Origin of the sequence: Rhodococcus sp. IEGM 1307, assembly GCF_030056915.1 — a bacterium.
GTDB lineage: Bacteria > Actinomycetota > Actinomycetes > Mycobacteriales > Mycobacteriaceae > Rhodococcus_F > Rhodococcus_F opacus_D.
Map to the genome: position 1 here is coordinate 171381 of NZ_JASHKW010000011.1, position 15785 is coordinate 187165.

15 protein-coding genes are annotated in these 15785 nt (G+C 68.4%); 6 read left to right on the forward strand and 9 right to left on the reverse strand.

Features of this window, described 5'->3' with window-relative positions; translation table 11 throughout:
• Positions 1-106: 106 nt before the first annotated feature.
• The 4 genes from rplU to proB all read left to right on the forward strand — a co-directional run bounded on the left by rplU (position 107) and on the right by proB (position 3425).
• On the forward strand, positions 107-418 hold the full coding sequence (gene rplU / locus QM841_RS22380; protein ID WP_005248081.1) for a 50S ribosomal protein L21: 312 nt from the start codon (positions 107-109) through the stop codon (positions 416-418).
• Between the two features lie 42 nt (positions 419-460).
• Entirely contained in the window at positions 461-724 is a 264-nt protein-coding gene (gene rpmA / locus QM841_RS22385; RefSeq protein ID WP_005248077.1) for a 50S ribosomal protein L27, read from the forward strand.
• Between the two features lie 143 nt (positions 725-867).
• Complete coding sequence (gene obgE, locus QM841_RS22390; protein WP_280782391.1) at positions 868-2328, forward strand: GTPase ObgE; 1461 nt, start codon at positions 868-870, stop codon at positions 2326-2328.
• The gene (gene proB, locus QM841_RS22395; protein WP_105415002.1) at positions 2325-3425 is read left to right on the forward strand and encodes a glutamate 5-kinase; all 1101 of its coding nucleotides are present in this window, start codon (positions 2325-2327) and stop codon (positions 3423-3425) included. Before obgE ends, proB begins: the two co-directional genes overlap by 4 nt.
• Positions 3426-3428: 3 nt before the next feature.
• Here proB and QM841_RS22400 read toward each other — a convergent pair whose 3' ends face one another.
• The 9 genes from QM841_RS22400 to QM841_RS22440 form a co-directional block, all read right to left on the reverse strand.
• Positions 3429-4256 carry an NAD-dependent protein deacetylase gene (locus QM841_RS22400; protein ID WP_280782392.1) on the reverse strand — a complete coding sequence of 276 codons (828 nt, stop codon included), beginning with the start codon at positions 4254-4256 and terminating at the stop codon, positions 3429-3431.
• Positions 4257-4277: 21 nt separating this feature from the next.
• Positions 4278-5213 carry a D-isomer specific 2-hydroxyacid dehydrogenase family protein gene (locus tag QM841_RS22405; RefSeq protein ID WP_105415006.1) on the reverse strand — a complete coding sequence of 312 codons (936 nt, stop codon included), beginning with the start codon at positions 5211-5213 and terminating at the stop codon, positions 4278-4280.
• 10 nt (positions 5214-5223) lie between these two features.
• Positions 5224-5622 (reverse strand): ectoine synthase, encoded by a 399-nt coding sequence (locus QM841_RS22410; RefSeq protein WP_005248060.1) that lies wholly within the window; start codon positions 5620-5622, stop codon positions 5224-5226.
• 19 nt (positions 5623-5641) lie between these two features.
• The gene (gene ectB / locus QM841_RS22415) at positions 5642-6904 is read right to left on the reverse strand and encodes a diaminobutyrate--2-oxoglutarate transaminase (RefSeq protein WP_283333612.1); all 1263 of its coding nucleotides are present in this window, start codon (positions 6902-6904) and stop codon (positions 5642-5644) included.
• A gap of 27 nt (positions 6905-6931) precedes the next feature.
• Complete coding sequence (gene ectA, locus QM841_RS22420; protein ID WP_009474013.1) at positions 6932-7444, reverse strand: diaminobutyrate acetyltransferase; 513 nt, start codon at positions 7442-7444, stop codon at positions 6932-6934.
• 151 nt (positions 7445-7595) lie between these two features.
• On the reverse strand, positions 7596-9695 hold the full coding sequence (locus tag QM841_RS22425) for a RecQ family ATP-dependent DNA helicase (protein ID WP_283333613.1): 2100 nt from the start codon (positions 9693-9695) through the stop codon (positions 7596-7598).
• A gap of 58 nt (positions 9696-9753) precedes the next feature.
• Entirely contained in the window at positions 9754-10620 is an 867-nt protein-coding gene (locus tag QM841_RS22430; protein WP_283333614.1) for a ribokinase, read from the reverse strand.
• Between the two features lie 9 nt (positions 10621-10629).
• On the reverse strand, positions 10630-12099 hold the full coding sequence (locus tag QM841_RS22435) for an MFS transporter (protein WP_283333615.1): 1470 nt from the start codon (positions 12097-12099) through the stop codon (positions 10630-10632).
• Positions 12100-12342: 243 nt separating this feature from the next.
• Entirely contained in the window at positions 12343-13443 is a 1101-nt protein-coding gene (locus QM841_RS22440) for an NADH:flavin oxidoreductase/NADH oxidase (RefSeq protein ID WP_283333616.1), read from the reverse strand.
• 114 nt (positions 13444-13557) lie between these two features.
• Between QM841_RS22440 and QM841_RS22445 the strand changes: the two genes are divergently transcribed.
• Together QM841_RS22445 and QM841_RS22450 are read left to right on the forward strand one after the other, a co-directional pair.
• Positions 13558-14838 (forward strand): glutamate-5-semialdehyde dehydrogenase, encoded by a 1281-nt coding sequence (locus tag QM841_RS22445; RefSeq protein WP_283333617.1) that lies wholly within the window; start codon positions 13558-13560, stop codon positions 14836-14838.
• 63 nt (positions 14839-14901) lie between these two features.
• Entirely contained in the window at positions 14902-15783 is an 882-nt protein-coding gene (locus tag QM841_RS22450; RefSeq protein ID WP_005261286.1) for an AAA family ATPase, read from the forward strand.
• Positions 15784-15785 lie beyond the last annotated feature (2 nt).

Here is a 15785-nt window from a genome sequence, read left to right on the forward strand (position 1 = left end):
CTCACTTGTGAAGGCTGCGCGATCTCGACCGAGCTAGCCGTCACACCAGACCAGTCGCGCACACTGTGGCGCGAGCAAGTTCGAAGAAGCAAGGGGTAGCCCTCCGATGGCAACGTACGCGATCGTCAAGACCGGCGGAAAGCAGTACAAGGTCGCTGTTGGTGACCTCGTCAAGGTCGAGAAGATCGAGGGTGAGCCCGGCACTGCTGTCTCGCTTGCTCCCGTTCTCGTCGTCGACGGATCCGATCTGACGACCGACGCCGACAAGCTGGCCAAGATCTCGGTCACGGGTGAGGTCGTCGAGCACACCAAGGGCCCGAAGATCCGGATCCACAAGTTCAAGAACAAGACCGGCTACCACAAGCGTCAGGGCCACAGGCAGAAGCTGACGGTCCTCAAGGTCACCGGCATCAAGTAGCTAGAGCTTCAGAGCTGATTTCACCCGAGGAGGGTCAAGAACATGGCACATAAGAAGGGTGCATCCAGCTCCCGTAACGGTCGCGATTCAAATGCTCAGCGACTCGGCGTGAAGCGTTTCGGCGGCCAGTCCGTCAGCGCCGGCGAGATCCTGGTGCGTCAGCGCGGAACCCACTTCCACCCCGGCGTCAACGTCGGTCGTGGCGGCGACGACACGCTCTTCGCGCTCTCTGCCGGTGCCGTCGAGTTCGGCACCAAGCGTGGACGCAAGACCGTGAACATCGTTCCGGCGGCGGCAGAGGCCTAGTCCTGCCGCGAGTATGCATCGTCCCGTGAGGGACGTTTCAAGCTCCCAATAGGGGCGGACCTGGGTCGTGATACCCGGTCCGCCCCTATTGTTTTTTTCACGAGTGAGATCAACACAATTGACTGAGGAAGGATCCGGCAGTCATGTCCCGATTCATTGACCGCGTCGTGCTGCACGTCAGCGCCGGAAAAGGCGGCAATGGCTGCGCCTCCGTACACCGGGAGAAGTTCAAACCGCTCGGTGGCCCGGACGGCGGCAACGGCGGGCGTGGCGGTGACGTCGTGCTCGAGGTGGACGGCAACGTCCACACCCTCCTCGACTTCCATTTCCACCCCCACGCGAAGGCCACCAACGGCAAGCAGGGGATGGGTAGCAACCGTGACGGCGCCCAGGGCGACGACCTGATACTGAGGGTCCCCGACGGCACCGTCGTCCTCGACGAGGACGGCCGGATTCTCGCCGACCTCATCGGTGTCGGCACCCGCTTCGAAGCCGCCCAGGGTGGCCGCGGCGGACTCGGCAACGCGGCCCTGTCCTCGAAGGCGCGCAAGGCGCCGGGTTTCGCGCTCCTCGGTGAGGACGGCGTCGAGCGGGAACTGGTCCTCGAACTGAAGTCCGTGGCCGATGTCGGGCTGGTCGGGTTCCCGTCGGCGGGCAAGTCCTCGCTCGTGTCGGTGCTGTCGGCGGCGAAGCCGAAGATCGCCGACTACCCGTTCACGACCCTCGTGCCGAACCTCGGTGTGGTGTCGAGCGGCGACACCACGTTCACGGTGGCCGACGTGCCCGGGTTGATCCCCGGCGCGAGCGACGGCCGCGGGCTCGGACTGGACTTCCTGCGCCACCTCGAGCGGTGCGCCGTGCTGGCGCACGTCGTCGACTGCGCGACGCTCGACCCGGGCCGCGACCCGATCTCCGACATCGACGCACTCGAGGCGGAACTCGCCGCGTACAAGGGCGCGCTGTCCGGCGACGCCGGGCTCGGTGACCTCGCGGACCGGCCGCGCATCGTGATTCTGAACAAGGCGGACGTGCCGGAGGCGGCCGAGCTGGCCGAGATGGTCACCCCCGACCTCGAGGCCCGCGGCTGGCCGGTCTTCACGATCTCGGCCGTCAGCCGAGAGGGATTGCGCCCGTTGACGTTCGCGCTCGCGAAGCTGGTTGCGGACTACCGTGAGGCGCACCCGAAGGCCGAGCCGAAGCGTCAGGTGATCCGCCCGGTGATCTCGAACGAGAACAGCTTCAGCGTCGTCGCCGACCCCGAGATTCCCGGTGGGTTCATCGTCCGCGGCACACGGCCGGAGCGCTGGGTGCGGCAGACGCAGTTCGACAACGACGAGGCCGTGGGTTACCTCGCCGACCGCCTCGCGCGGCTCGGTGTGGAAACCGAGCTCGTCAAGCAGGGTGCGGAGCCGGGCGCGTCCGTCACGATCGGCAACGTGAGCTTCGACTGGGAGCCCCAGACACCGGCCGGCGTCGATCTCACCCGCACCGGTCGCGGCACCGACCCGCGTCTGGATCAGGTCGAGCGCATCGGCGCGACCGAACGCAAGCACGCATCCAGGGTCCGTCGCGGTCTCGAAGGCCTCGACCCCGAAGACCAGTGAGCGCCACCCGGCGCACGATCGCGTCGGCGGGCAGCATTGTCGTGAAGATCGGATCGTCCGCGCTGACCAGCCTGGTCGGCGGGCTCGACGTCGGTCGACTCGACGCGCTGGCCGATGCGATCGAGGAACGGATGCGTGCCGGTTCCGATGTGGTCGTCGTGTCGTCCGGGGCCGTGGGTGCGGGTCTGGCCCCGCTGGGGCTGACGAAGCGGCCACGGGACCTGGCGACGAAGCAGGCCGCCGCGAGCGTGGGCCAGCTGGCGCTGGCCCACGCCTGGGGCACGTCGTTCGCCCGGTACGGCCGGACCGTCGGGCAGGTGCTGCTCACCGCGGACGACATCGCCCGCCGCGCGCAGCACCGCAACGCGCAACGCACCCTCGACCGTCTGCGCGCGCTGCACGCGGTCGCGATCGTCAACGAGAACGACACCGTCGCCACGGCGGAGTTGCGATTCGGTGACAACGACCGGCTCGCGGCGCTCGTCGCGCACCTGGTCGGCGCCGATGCCCTGGTCCTGCTGTCGGATGTCGACGGGCTGTACGACGGCGACCCCCGCAAGGGCAATGCCACGCTGATTCCCGAGGTGAACAGCCCCGAGGATCTCGACGGGGTGGTCGCGGGCTCGGGCGGCGCTCTCGGCACCGGCGGGATGGCGTCCAAGCTGTCGGCAGCGCGCCTCGCGGCCGATGCCGGTGTGCCGGTGCTGCTCGCCGCCGCCTCGGACGCCGGGGCAGCGCTGCGGGACGCCGGGGTGGGGACGGCGTTCGCGGCCCGGCCGTCGCGGTTGTCGGCGCGCAAGTTCTGGGTACGCCACGCCGCGGACGAGCAGGGGATCCTGCACATCGACGAGGGCGCTGTGCGTGCCGTCGTCACCAAGCGGCGGTCGTTGCTGCCCGCGGGGATCAGCGCGGTGTCGGGAAGGTTCTACGGCGGCGACGTCGTGTCGCTCCTCGGCCCCGACGAGCGTCCCGTGGCCAGGGGAGTGGTGGCCTACGACTCGGCGGAGATCAGCGACATCCTGGGCAAGTCGACCCAGGAACTGCCCGCGGAGATGCAGCGTCCCGTCGTTCACGCGGACGATCTGGTGCCGCTCTGACGGTCACGCGGGCAGCGCGGAGGACGCGTCGAGCAGTGCGGTGAGTGCTTCCGAACAGCCGGCGTGGAGCGTGAGGGTGGCGAACTCGTCGCCGCGCGTGGTGCCCCTGTTGACGATCACGATGGGGATTCCGCGTTTGGCGGCGTGCCGGACGAACCGCAGTCCCGACATGACGGTGAGCGACGAGCCGGCCACCAGGAGTGCCTCGGCTTCGTCGACCACGTCGTAGGCGGCGGCGACCCTCGGTTTCGGGACGGATTCGCCGAAGTACACGATGTCGGGTTTGAGCAGACCGCCGCACGTCTCGCAGTCGACCATCCGGAAATGCTCGGTGCTGGTGATCACCGCGTCGGCGTCCGGTGCGATCTCCACTCCCTGTGCGGCAGCGACGGTTTCGGCGAAACCGGGGTTCGCGCGCTCGAGCCGGTCGGCGAGCGTGGCCCGCGAGATCAGGGTGCCGCACGTCAGGCACCGGACCTGGGCGTACGTGCCGTGCAGGTCGATCACCCGGCGACTGCCTGCCTTGGTGTGCAGCAGGTCGACGTTCTGGGTGATGACGGCACTCACGGCACCCGCCCGCTCGAGCCCCGCCAGGGCGCGGTGGCCGGTGTTGGGCCGGGCGGCGTCCATGTGGCGCCAGCCGAGGTGGTTCCGCGCCCAGTAGTGGCGGCGGAAATCGGGATCACCGGTGAACTGCTGGTACGTCATGGGATTGCGCGGTGGCGAATCCGGACCCCGGTAATCGGGGATCCCGGAATCCGTCGAAATGCCGGCGCCGGTGATCACACACAGGCGCCGGCCACCGAGTACGTCGATCAGTCGGGCGAACACGCACTCCAGGGTAGCGCCGGCTCAGTACCCGACGACAGGATCGATCAGAGCGGTGAGATTCTCACCGGCGACGAAGCGGGTGACGTTCAGCGCGACGTGCTCGGCGAATGCCGGGGGGCGCACCGACGGCGGGTTGGAATCGTGGGGGGTGATGATCACGTTGGGCAGATCCCACAGCGGGTGGCCGTCGGGAAGCGGCTCGGGATCGGTGACGTCGAGTCCCGCTCCGCCAATCGTGTTGTCCCGCAGCGCTTTCACCAGTGCATTGGTGTGAACGAGCGAGCCGCGCGCGACGTTGATCACCCACGCGGTCGGCTTCATCTGCGCGAATTCCGCCGCCCCGACCAGATGGTGCGTGGCGTCGGTGGCGGGAGCCCCGATCACGAAGTGATCCGCGCGGGCCCACACCTCGCCCAGGCGGGTGGTGGGAAGCGTCTCGATCGCGCCCGGCACCGGGCTGCCGGAGCGATTGACCGCGATGACGTCGGCCCCGACGCCCGCGAGCATCGGGATCAGTGCCCGGCCGATTCCGCCGGCACCCACGATGGCCACGGTGGTGCCCCGTAGGGTGCCGATCTTCGAATAGAACTCCTGCTGCCGCCAGGTCTTCGCCTCGAGGTGCTCCGGGAGTGCCCGCACCCCGGCCAGCAGCAGCGTCAGCGCGTGCTCGGCGACGGTGGCGGCGAACGCGCCCGCCGCCGACGTCCACAGCACGGTGGTGTCGGGTCTGATCACCTTCGCGGCGAACCACTCCTCGACACCCGCGGAGTTCAACTGCACCCAGCGGATGTTCTCGGGAAGCGGGTCCGGGAACCCGATCGGACCCGTGGTCCAGACCAGGGCGTCCGCGGAGTCGAGGGGGGCCACACGGGCACCGCCCCGGCGCACCGCATCCTCGAGGAGCGGGTCCGGGGCGGGTCCGATGGCTATAGCTGGAACAGCAGCGTCGTCGGCCATGGGGTCGAACTTACGCGGGAACCTCGATCAACGGGTAGACACCGTTTTCGTCGTGGACCTCACGCCCGGTGACGGGCGGGTTGAAGACGCACAGCATGCGCATTTCGGTGTCGGGCTCGACACGGTGACGCTCGTGACCGTTGAGCAGATACATCGAACCGGGGCCGAGTTCGTAGACCTTGTCGTTGTCGAGGTCGATCAACTTGCCGGTTCCCTCGACGAGCCAGACGGCCTCGACGTGGTTGGCGTAGTGGAACTCGTTGACCGAGCCCGCTTTGATCGTGGTCTCGTGGAACGAGAAGCCCACTTTGTCGCCGCCGAGGATGATGCGCTTGCTGCGCCAGTTTCCGTCCTCGCTGGTGATGTCGCGCTCGGTGTCGGTGATTTCTGCGGTGGTACGAACGATCATGTGAGTGTCAGTCCTCTCTCTAGCTGCAAACCTTGCCGGTGGCGTCGGCGAGAATCGCGAGTCCGTGGTCCAGTTCCTCGTCGGTGATGGTGAGCGCCGGCAGGAGCTTGACCACCTCGTCCGACGGTCCGGAGGTCTCCGCGAGCAGGCCCTCGTCGAAGGCGAGCTTGCAGACCTTGCCCGCGTTCTCCGGCTCGTCGAACACGAGACCCTGGACGAGGCCGCGACCGCGGGTGGAGACGGACCCGTCGAACTGGTTCGCCAGATCGGTGAACGCCTGGTGGATCTTCTCGCCCTTCTTCAGCGTCGACTTGTGAAGGGTGTCGTCGGACCAGTAGTGGTCCAGGGCCACCTTCGACGTGACGAACGCCGGGTTGTTGCCGCGGAACGTGCCGTTGTGCTCGCCCGGGCCCCACACGTCGAGCTCACGCTTGAACAGCGTCAGCGCCATCGGGAGGCCGTAGCCGCTGATCGACTTCGACAGGCAGACGATGTCCGGGGTGATGCCGGCGACCTCGAAGGAGAAGAACGGTCCGGTGCGTCCGCAGCCCATCTGGACGTCGTCGACGATCAGCAGGATTTCGCGCTCGGCGCACAGGTCCGCGAGGGCGCGCAGCCACTCTGCGCGGGCGACGTTGACGCCGCCCTCACCCTGCACGGTCTCGACGATCACAGCGGCCGGACGGTTCAGGCCACTGCCCGAGTCGTCGAGCACGCGGCGGAACCAGTGGAAGTCCTCGGTGACTCCGTCGAAGTAGTTGTCGAACGGCATCGGGGTGGCGTGCACCAGCGGGATTCCGGCGCCGGCGCGCTTCATCGAGTTACCGGTGACCGACAGGGCGCCGAGCGTCATGCCGTGGAAAGCGTTGGTGAAGTTGATGATCGACGAACGACCCGTCACCTTGCGCGCCAGTTTCAGTGCGGCCTCGACCGTGTTGGTGCCGGTGGGGCCGGGGAACTGGACCTTGTAGTCGAGACCGCGGGGTTTGAGGATCTTGTCCTGGAAGGTCTGGAGCAGGTCGCGTTTGGCCACGGTCGACATGTCGAGACCGTGCGTGATGCCGTCGCTGACGATGTAGTCGACGAGCGCCGACTTCAGGACCGGGTTGTTGTGGCCGTAGTTCAGCGAACCGGCACCGGCGAAGAAGTCGAGGTAGTCGCGGCCGTTCTCGTCACGGATCCACGATCCGGACGCCGACTCGAAGACGGCGGGCCAGCCGCGGCTGTAGCTGCGAACCTCGGATTCGAGGTTGTCGAAGATGTTCGTATCGAAGTTAGTCATGTTGCTGCATTCCTCCGGGGCATGCTCTTAGCCGATCGTGTACAGATCTTCGGCTTCGTGTCCATCGGGAAAATCGTTAGGGGAGAACAATTCTTGCTTGTTGATCGCCGTATCTCGGCGACGCGCCAATGCTGTGAACAGCGCGATCGAGGCCTCGTTGTCGGGGCTGATCGTCGTTTCGAGATGGGTAATCCCTTCGGGTGCAAGTCGGTCGAGCAGCGCGCTCAGCATGCGACCTGCAATTCCCTTGCCGCGCTGGTCTGCGTCTACGGCGACTTGCCAGACGAACAGCGTCGCTGGGGATTCGGGGCGGATGAAGCCCGATACGAATCCCACGACGCGCTCGTCGACGACTGCGACGACCGACGAGCGGCTGAAATCTCTACACCACAACAGGTATGCGTAGCTCGAATTGAGATCGAGCACTTCCGTGTTCCTGGCGATCTCCCAGAGCCGGACTCCGTCAGTGATCTCTGGACTTCTGAACAACACCGCGTCCGGCGCGGTGGTCGGGATGGCACTCTTCTGAACAGGCGTCATTGGAAATTCGAACCTAACAACCATCCCCTTCGATTTCACGTGCCTCGCGAAATTGGACAGCTCAGGTGGCGGAGCTTTGCAGGTGAGACGTGCAAAGTGATGCTCATCACATTATGTAACTTTTGGGTGAACCGCAAGCGACACACTTCGCCTATTTGAGACTCGCGAGCGCGAAAGGGAGGACCGACGCGGCACCCGCCGCGCGGAGCGTCCGGGCGGCCATCGTGAGGGTCCAGCCGGTGTCCGTGAGGGTGTCGACGAGCAACACCGGTCCGGCGCCGGCAGGAAGGTCGGGGACCTCCCAGGCGTCGACGAGCCCGGCCACCCGGTAGGCGGAGTTGGCCGCGGACACCGGCGGATGCTCCGGGCGCAGCCGCAGAACTCCCAGGTCGGTGAGGCGTCCGACAGCGGCGAGCTGCCCCGCGATCGACGCCGACAGAAGGGGATGGGTGGCGGATTCGACCGCCATGACGGCGGTGGGCCGCTCGGCCCAGTCCCAGGAGGCCAGCACCTGGATGCAGGCCTTCAGGACGGCGTCGGGGGCAGGTCCGTCCGGTTCGTCGAGCAGGGAACGCAGCCGCTGTCCCCAGCCCAGGTCGGACAGCCTGCCCAGGACGCGCCCCGGCTCGGGGCCGTCCGTGATCTTCCCGGACAGCGCCACGCCGAGCTTCGCGAGGCCCGTAGGCCACTGTTTACGGGGCGCGAGGTCCACGCCTGGCCGCTCGAGACGCGTTCTGGTCTGTTGCACCGCCTCGGCGTCCACGGTCGCGTCGTGGCGCACTCCGGTGCAGTTGTCGCACCGGCCGCACTCCGAGGTCCCCGCCGCCAGACCCGGATCGTCGAGCTGCTCGCGTAGGAACGCCATCCGGCACGTGCTGATCCGCTGGTAGTCGATCATCGCCTGCTGCTCGGACTCGCGGGCGCGTTCGAGGCGCTCGTAGCGGTCCGCGTCGTACGTCCAGGGCTCCCCGGTGCCCACCCAGCCGCCGCGCACCCGGCGGACAGCACCGTCCACGTCGAGCACCTTCAACACCATCTCCAGCCGGGTGCGGCCCAGCTCCACCAGCGGCTCGAGCGCCTGCGTGGACTGCGGCCGGTCGGTGTCGAGGACCTCGATCACCCGGCGCACCACGTGCTCCCGTGGGAACGCCACGGACGCGAAATAACTCCAGATCTGCTTGTCCTCGGACCCGGGCAGCAGGATGACCTCGGCGCGGTCGGTGGACCGTCCGGCACGCCCGACCTGCTGGTAGTAGGAGATGGGGGACGACGGCGCACCGAGGTGCACGACGAACCCCAGGTCGGGCTTGTCGAACCCCATGCCGAGCGCGGACGTCGCCACGAGGGCCTTGACGCGGTTGCCGAGCAGGTCCTGCTCGAGGGTCTCGCGCTCGGCGGCGTCGGTTTGCCCGGTGTACGCGGCGACCGTGTGGCCCTGCTCGGACAGCAGGCTCGCCAGATCCCGCGCCGCCGACACGGTGAGTGCGTAGATGATGCCCGAGCCGGGCAGGCTGTCGAGCTTCTGGGCGAGCCACGCCGCCCGGGCGGTGGCCTCCGGAATCTGCACGACCGACAGGTGCAGCGACTCCCGTTCGAGGCCGCCGCGGAGGACGAGCGTTTCGGCGCCGCCCACCCCGAGCTGCGTGGAGACGTCGGAGACGACGCGGTCGTTCGCCGTGGCCGTGGTGGCCAGCACGGGGATGCCCTCGCCCAGTTCGGCGATCAGTGTGCGGATCCGCCGGTAGTCGGGGCGGAAGTCGTGACCCCAGTCCGACACGCAGTGCGCCTCGTCGACCACGACGAGGCCCGCGTCGGCGGCGAGGGAGGGAAGGACCTGGTCGCGGAAGTCGGGATTGTTGAGACGCTCGGGGCTTACCAGCAGCACGTCCAGTTCGTTGTCGGCAACCCGGGCGTGGATGTCGTCCCACTCGGTGACGTTCCCGGAATTGATGGTGGCGGCGCGCACACCCGCCCGCTCGGCCGAGGCCACCTGGTTCCGCATGAGTGCCAGGAGCGGCGACACGATGACCGTGGGGCCGTGCCCGTGCGCCCGCAGGAGCTTCGCGGCGATGAAGTAGACCGCCGACTTGCCCCAGCCGGTCCGCTGGACGACCAGCGCCCGTCTGCGGCCCACCACGAGCGCCTCGATCGCCGTCCACTGGTCGTCGCGGAGGGTGGCGTGCTCGCCTGCCAGCTCGCGGAGCAGCCGTTCGGCCTCGTCACGGAGTGCGGGTTCGGTGGCGGTCGTCATGCCCCCATGGTGCACGACACGGGTGACACGCAGGATCCGGGCGACCGCAGGAGTTCGCTCAGGCGGGCAGCGCCGCCTCGATCTCGGCACGGGTGGGCGACGAGGTGGAGGCGCCTCGGCGGGTGGTGGCGAGAGCGCCCGCCGTGCACGCGAACGGGACGGCGGTCGCGGGCCCGCGTCGCCACGAGACGGCCAGGGCGCCGGCGAACGCGTCGCCCGCCCCGGTCGTGTCGACCACCTCGACCTCGGAGGAGTCGGTGTGGAGCGTTGTGCCGTCGCTGCCCGCGTAGTCCGCGCCCGACGGCCCCAGCGTGGTCACGACGTGGGAGACGGCGCCGGTGACCTCGGCGCCGAGTTGCGCAGCCTCGGTCTGATTGACGAGGAGCACGTCGACCAGCTTGACGAGTTCGGCCGGAAGTGTCTGCGCCGGTGAGGGATTCAACATCACGACGGTGTCGTGTGCCGCGGCGTGTGCCGCCGCGGCAACGACGGTGCCCAGGGGGATCTCGAGTTGGCAGAGCAGGACGTCGGCGTCCGCGACGGCCGCGAGTTCGGCGGGGGTCAGATCCACCACGGTGCTGTTGGCGCCCGGAACCACGACGATGCTGTTCTCGCCGGCGGCGTCGACGGTGATAGCCGCGATCCCGCTCGGCCCGTCCACCTCACGCAGGTACCGCGTGTCGACCTCGGCGTCCACGAGGGCCTCCCGCAAGTCGAGAGCGAACACGTCGGAGCCGACGGCACCGATGAACGTCACGGCTCCGCCGGCCCTCGCGGCCGCGATCGCCTGGTTGGCGCCCTTGCCGCCGGGGGTGGCGGCAAAGGCGCTGCCCAGGATCGTCTCTCCCGGCGCGGGCAACCGTTCGGTCGCGGTCAGTAGGTCCATGTTGACGCTGCCGACCACGGCGACCCTGGGAGCGGACATACTCCGAGACTAGCCCGCGTCGGCGGCCGCCGTCTCCTGTGCGGGTGCTGCGGATGCGTCGCCCTTGGTGCGGCGGAGGCGCTTCAGGATGCGGCGGGCCTCGGCGTCCGTGGCCACGGCGGGCGGTGAACCCTCCAGCGGCTTCCGGGCGGTCTCGGAGATGAGCAGGACCGCGATACCGCCGACGACGGCCGCGACCATCATGTACATCGGCGCGACGAGGTCGCTGCCCGTCGCATCCTGCAACGCCGTGAGGACGAGGGGTGTGGTGCCACCGAAGATCGACACCGCGAGGTTGTAGCCGATCGCCAGGCCGCCGTAGCGGATTCCGGTGGGGAACAGCGCGGGAAGGACCGACGGGAAGACGCCGACGAACAGCAGCAGCAGCCCGCCGAGCATCGCGAGGCCGAGGAAGACGGTGAAGTAGTGCCCGACACCGATCAGCAGGTACGCGGGCAGCGACAGCGCGAAGAATCCGACGAAACCGGCCAGCAGCAACGGTTTACGCCCGACCCGGTCGGACAGCTTCCCGACGAAGCTGATGCACACCATCATGATGAGCATCACGATGATCATGAGGACGAGGCCGTGCGACTCGTCGTAGCCGAGCGTGTTCGACAGATACGTCGGCATGTAGCTGAGCAGGCCGTAGTGCGCGATGTTGTAGGTGGCGACCAGGATGACGCACAGCACCAGCGGGCGCCAGTTCTCCACCAGGGTCTCGCGCAGTTTGCGTCCCGTGGATTCGTCTGCGAGCGAACGCTCTTCGGCCTGCTCCATCTGCTGGAACGCGGGCGTCTCCTCGAGCCGCAGCCGCAGGTACAGGCCGATCAGGCCCAGCGGACCGGCGAGCAGGAACGGAATTCGCCACGCCCAGTCCACCAGAGCGTCGGCGCTGACCACGGTGCTGATGATGGTGACCAGACCCGCGGCCGCGACATACCCCGCGAGGGTTCCGAATTCGAGGAAGCTCGAGAAGAACCCGCGGCGCTTGTCCGGCGCGTACTCGGCGACGAACGTGCTGGCGCCGCCGTACTCGCCGCCCGTGGAGAATCCCTGCACGAGCCGGAACAGCACCAGCAGAATCGGCGCTGCGAGCCCGATGGATCCGTAACTCGGGATCAGGCCGATGGCGAAGGTGCTGCCCGCCATCAGGATGATCGTGGTGGCGAGCACCTTCTTGCGGCCGATCCGGTCACCGAGCGGACCGAAGAACAGTCCACCGAGGGGACGGACGATGAACGCCGCGGCGAAGATCGCGAACGTCGACAGCAGCTGTGCGGTGCCGCTCGCCTCGGGAAAGAAGACCTTGCCGATGGTGGTCGCGAGGTAGGCGTACACGCCGAAGTCGAACCACTCCATGGCGTTACCGAGCATGGTCGCCTTGACGGCCCGTTTGACGGAGGCCTCGTCGGTGACCGTGACATCAGGTGATTCGGCCACCTCGGCCGACGTGATCGAGTGATCTGGTGCATTCATGTCGTGCGCTCCCCAGCGCAGTTATCACCCGCGCGGGGCACGTACCTGATGCACGCATCTTTTCGTCGCCCGCACGGCGATTGCTGGTCGGGTTCGGCAACCCACGGCCCTTCGGCGCGATGCGGCCCCCGCCGATCGGCTCTGGCTCGTGGCTCGGTCCCGCCCCACCGTCCGGGGTGCGGGACTACCAGCTGTAAGAGCGATTACCGTAGCAAAGGATACCGGGGCTTGTCGGCCCGAGCCTCAGTACGCCCGGGCGTACTGCGCCGGAATCTGCGGCGTCACCTGGGCATTCAATACCAGTGCGGCTTTTCGCGGCCAATACGGGTCGCGCAGCAGTTCGCGCCCGAGGAACACGGCGACGGCTTCTCCCGACTCCACGATCCGCTCGGCCTGCTCCGGCTCGGTGATGAGCCCGACGGCGGCGGCCGGGACCGTGGTCTCGTTCTGGATGCGACGGGCGAACGGGACCTGGTAGCCGGGCCCGATCGGGATCCGGGCGGAGGCGACGCCGCCGCTGGAGACGTCGACCAGGTCGACGCCGAGATCGGCGAGGGCCTGCACGAGGGAGACGGTCTGATCCGGCGTCCAGCTGTCCGCGTCGAGGCCGGGCTCCTCGGACAGCCAGTCGGTGGCCGAGACCCGGACGAACACGGGCAACTCGGCCGGCCACACCCCCCGTACCGCCTCGACGACCTCGAGCAGGAGGCGAATACGGCCCGCGAAGCTGCCGCCGTACTCGTCGGTGCGATGATTGCTGACCGGTGAGAGGAACTGGTGCAGCAGATAGCCGTGTGCCGCATGGATTTCCACCACCTTGAAACCAGCACGCGACGCCCGCTCGGCGGCGGCCGCGAAATCGGCGACCACCTTCCGGATGTCGTCGGTCGTCGCCGCGGCCGGCGGGGTGTGGTCGCCGAAACCGATCGCGCTCGGCGCCACCGTCTGCCAGGACAGCCGATCGTCGCCGTCGAGGCTCCCGCCCCCGCGCCACGGGACGTGCGCGGAGCCCTTGCGCCCGGCGTGACCGAGCTGGATGCCCGGGACCGCGCCGAAGTACTCGAGCTGTGCGTTGATCTCCGCGAAGGCCTCGGTCTGGGTGTCGTTCCAGATGCCGAGGTCGGCGGGACTGATGCGGCCCTCCGGGCTGACGGCCGTCGCCTCGGTGAGGATCAGGCCGGCACCGCCGATGGCGCGCGTCACGAGGTGCGTCCGGTGCCAGTCGTTGGGAACTCCCACGTCGCGGCCCGTCACGTCGGCCGAGTACTGGCACATCGGCGCCATCCACACCCGATTGGGGATGGTGACTCCGCGGAAGGTGATGGGTTCGAACAGCACGCTCACTACAGCACTCCTGCCTCTGATGGTCTCGACCAGTCGCAACCTGCGCGGGGGACCAAATCATTCCCAGTCGTTCCCGCTCCGCGGTGTACAGGCCCCGGTATATAGGCTGTCTTCATGACTGCAGTGACCTCCACCTCGTCGGCCGGTGCCGCGGTGGATACCCGTGAAGCCGTCCACGCAGCGGCCCGTCGCGCCCGCACCGCGTCGCGGGTCCTCGCGCTGCTCACCACCGCGCAGAAGGATGCGGCGCTCCATGCGGCGGCCGATGCCGTGGTCGCCGCCTCCGCCGACATCCTCGCCGCCAACGCCGCCGACATCGAGACGGCCAGGGCGTCGGGCACCGAGGACTCCCTGCTCGACCGCCTGCGGCTGACCCCGGAGCGCATCGAGGGGATCGCGTCCGGGCTGCGTCAGGTGGCCGGTCTGCCCGACCCGGTCGGTGAAGTGGTGCGCGGTTCGACCCTCCCGAACGGTCTCGAACTCCGTCAGCTGCGGGTTCCGCTCGGCGTGGTGGGCATGGTGTACGAGGCCCGCCCCAACGTCACCGTCGACGCGTTCGGGCTGGCACTCAAGTCCGGCAACGCAGCACTGCTGCGCGGCTCCTCGTCCGCGGCGAAGTCGAACGCGGCGCTGGTCGTGGCGTTGCGGGCGTCGCTGGCGGCGCAGCAGCTGCCGGAGGACGCGGTGCAGTTGCTGCCGAGCGACGACCGCTCCAGCGTGACGCACCTGATCCAGGCCCGCGGCCTCGTGGACGTCGTCATTCCCCGCGGCGGCGCAGGCCTGATCAGCGCCGTGGTGCGCGATGCGACCGTCCCGACGATCGAGACGGGCGTCGGCAACTGCCACGTCTACGTCCACTCGGCGGCCGACCTGGAGATGGCCGAACGGATCCTGCTCAACTCCAAGACGCGGCGACCGAGTGTCTGCAACACCGCGGAGACGGTGCTGATCGACGCCGCGATCGCCGAGACGGCGGTGCCGAAGCTGCTGCAGGCCCTGCAGACGCACAGCGTGACGGTCCACGGGGATCTGCCGGGTCTGGTGCCCGCGACCGAGTCGGACTGGTCGGAGGAGTACCTCACCCTGGACGTGGCGCTCAAGGTGGTCGACGATCTGAACGCCGCGGTCGAGCACATCGACCGCTACGGGACCGGCCACACCGAGGCCATCGTGACGTCCGACCTCGCGGCCGCCCGCGAGTTCACCGCCCGGGTCGACGCCGCCGCCGTCATGGTCAACGCGTCCACCGCCTTCACCGACGGTGAACAGTTCGGATTCGGCGCCGAGATCGGGATCTCCACGCAGAAGCTGCACGCGCGCGGCCCGATGGGGCTCCCCGAACTGACGTCCACCAAGTGGATCGTCTGGGGTGACGGGCACACCCGCCCGGTCTAGGCGTTTCGCCCACCCCCTTTCCCTCAGCCCCTCTGCCCGTCACCCCTTCTGAAAGGAGCGAGCGTGGATCGCGCACTGCCCACCACGACGCCGTTCTTCGCGAGCGTCGACGACGTCATCGCTCGGCTCGCCGAAACCGGCTACCTGTCCGACAAGGGCACCGCGACCGCGGTGTTCCTCGCCGACAGGCTCGGAAAACCCCTGCTCATCGAGGGTCCCGCCGGCGTCGGCAAGACTGAACTCGCCCGCGCCGTCGCCGAGACCACCGGCGCCGAACTGGTGCGGTTGCAGTGCTACGAGGGCGTCGACGAGGCGCGCGCGCTGTACGAGTGGAACCACGCGAAGCAGATTCTGCGCATCCAGGCGGGCAGCGACCACAGCTGGGACTCCACCAAGGCGGACGTCTTCTCGGAGGAGTTCCTGCTGTCTCGGCCGCTGCTGACCGCGATCCGGCGCGAGGACCCGACGGTGCTGCTGATCGACGAGACCGACAAGGCCGACGTCGAGATCGAGGGTCTGCTCCTCGAGGTGCTCAGCGATTTCGCGGTCACCGTCCCCGAACTGGGCACCATCACGGCCACGCGCAAGCCGTTCGTCGTCCTCACCTCGAACGCCACCCGTGAACTGTCCGAGGCGCTCAAGCGCCGCTGCCTGTTCCTGCATCTCGACTTCCCCGACGCCGAGCTCGAGCGGCGGATCCTGGCGAGCCGGGTGCCGGAGCTGCCCGAGGCGGTGGCCGAGCAGCTGGTCAGGACCATCCGCGTGCTGCGCGGCATGCAGCTGAAGAAGCTGCCCTCGGTTGCCGAGACCATCGACTGGGGCCGCACCCTCCTGGCGCTCGGGCTCGACACCCTCGACGACGACGCCGTGCGCGCCACGATGGGCGTCGTCCTCAAACACCAATCCGACCAGCTACGGGCCGCTGCCGAGCTGCGACTGAACTGAAG

What these genes read in the sequence shown, in the direction of transcription:
- rplU (WP_005248081.1), top strand. Translation starts at nt 107, where the DNA reads ATGGCAACGTACGCGATCGTCAAGACCGGCGGAAAGCAGTACAAGGTC.
- rpmA (WP_005248077.1), top strand. Translation starts at nt 461, where the DNA reads ATGGCACATAAGAAGGGTGCATCCAGCTCCCGTAACGGTCGCGATTCA.
- obgE (WP_280782391.1), top strand. Translation starts at nt 868, where the DNA reads ATGTCCCGATTCATTGACCGCGTCGTGCTGCACGTCAGCGCCGGAAAA.
- QM841_RS22405 (WP_105415006.1), bottom strand. Translation starts at nt 5,213, where the DNA reads ATGGCCGACGACGCTGCTGTTCCAGCTATAGCCATCGGACCCGCCCCG.
- QM841_RS22410 (WP_005248060.1), bottom strand. Translation starts at nt 5,622, where the DNA reads ATGATCGTTCGTACCACCGCAGAAATCACCGACACCGAGCGCGACATC.
- ectB (WP_283333612.1), bottom strand. Translation starts at nt 6,904, where the DNA reads ATGACTAACTTCGATACGAACATCTTCGACAACCTCGAATCCGAGGTT.
- ectA (WP_009474013.1), bottom strand. Translation starts at nt 7,444, where the DNA reads ATGACGCCTGTTCAGAAGAGTGCCATCCCGACCACCGCGCCGGACGCG.
- QM841_RS22425 (WP_283333613.1), bottom strand. Translation starts at nt 9,695, where the DNA reads ATGACGACCGCCACCGAACCCGCACTCCGTGACGAGGCCGAACGGCTG.
- QM841_RS22430 (WP_283333614.1), bottom strand. Translation starts at nt 10,620, where the DNA reads ATGTCCGCTCCCAGGGTCGCCGTGGTCGGCAGCGTCAACATGGACCTA.
- QM841_RS22435 (WP_283333615.1), bottom strand. Translation starts at nt 12,099, where the DNA reads ATGAATGCACCAGATCACTCGATCACGTCGGCCGAGGTGGCCGAATCA.
- QM841_RS22445 (WP_283333617.1), top strand. Translation starts at nt 13,558, where the DNA reads ATGACTGCAGTGACCTCCACCTCGTCGGCCGGTGCCGCGGTGGATACC.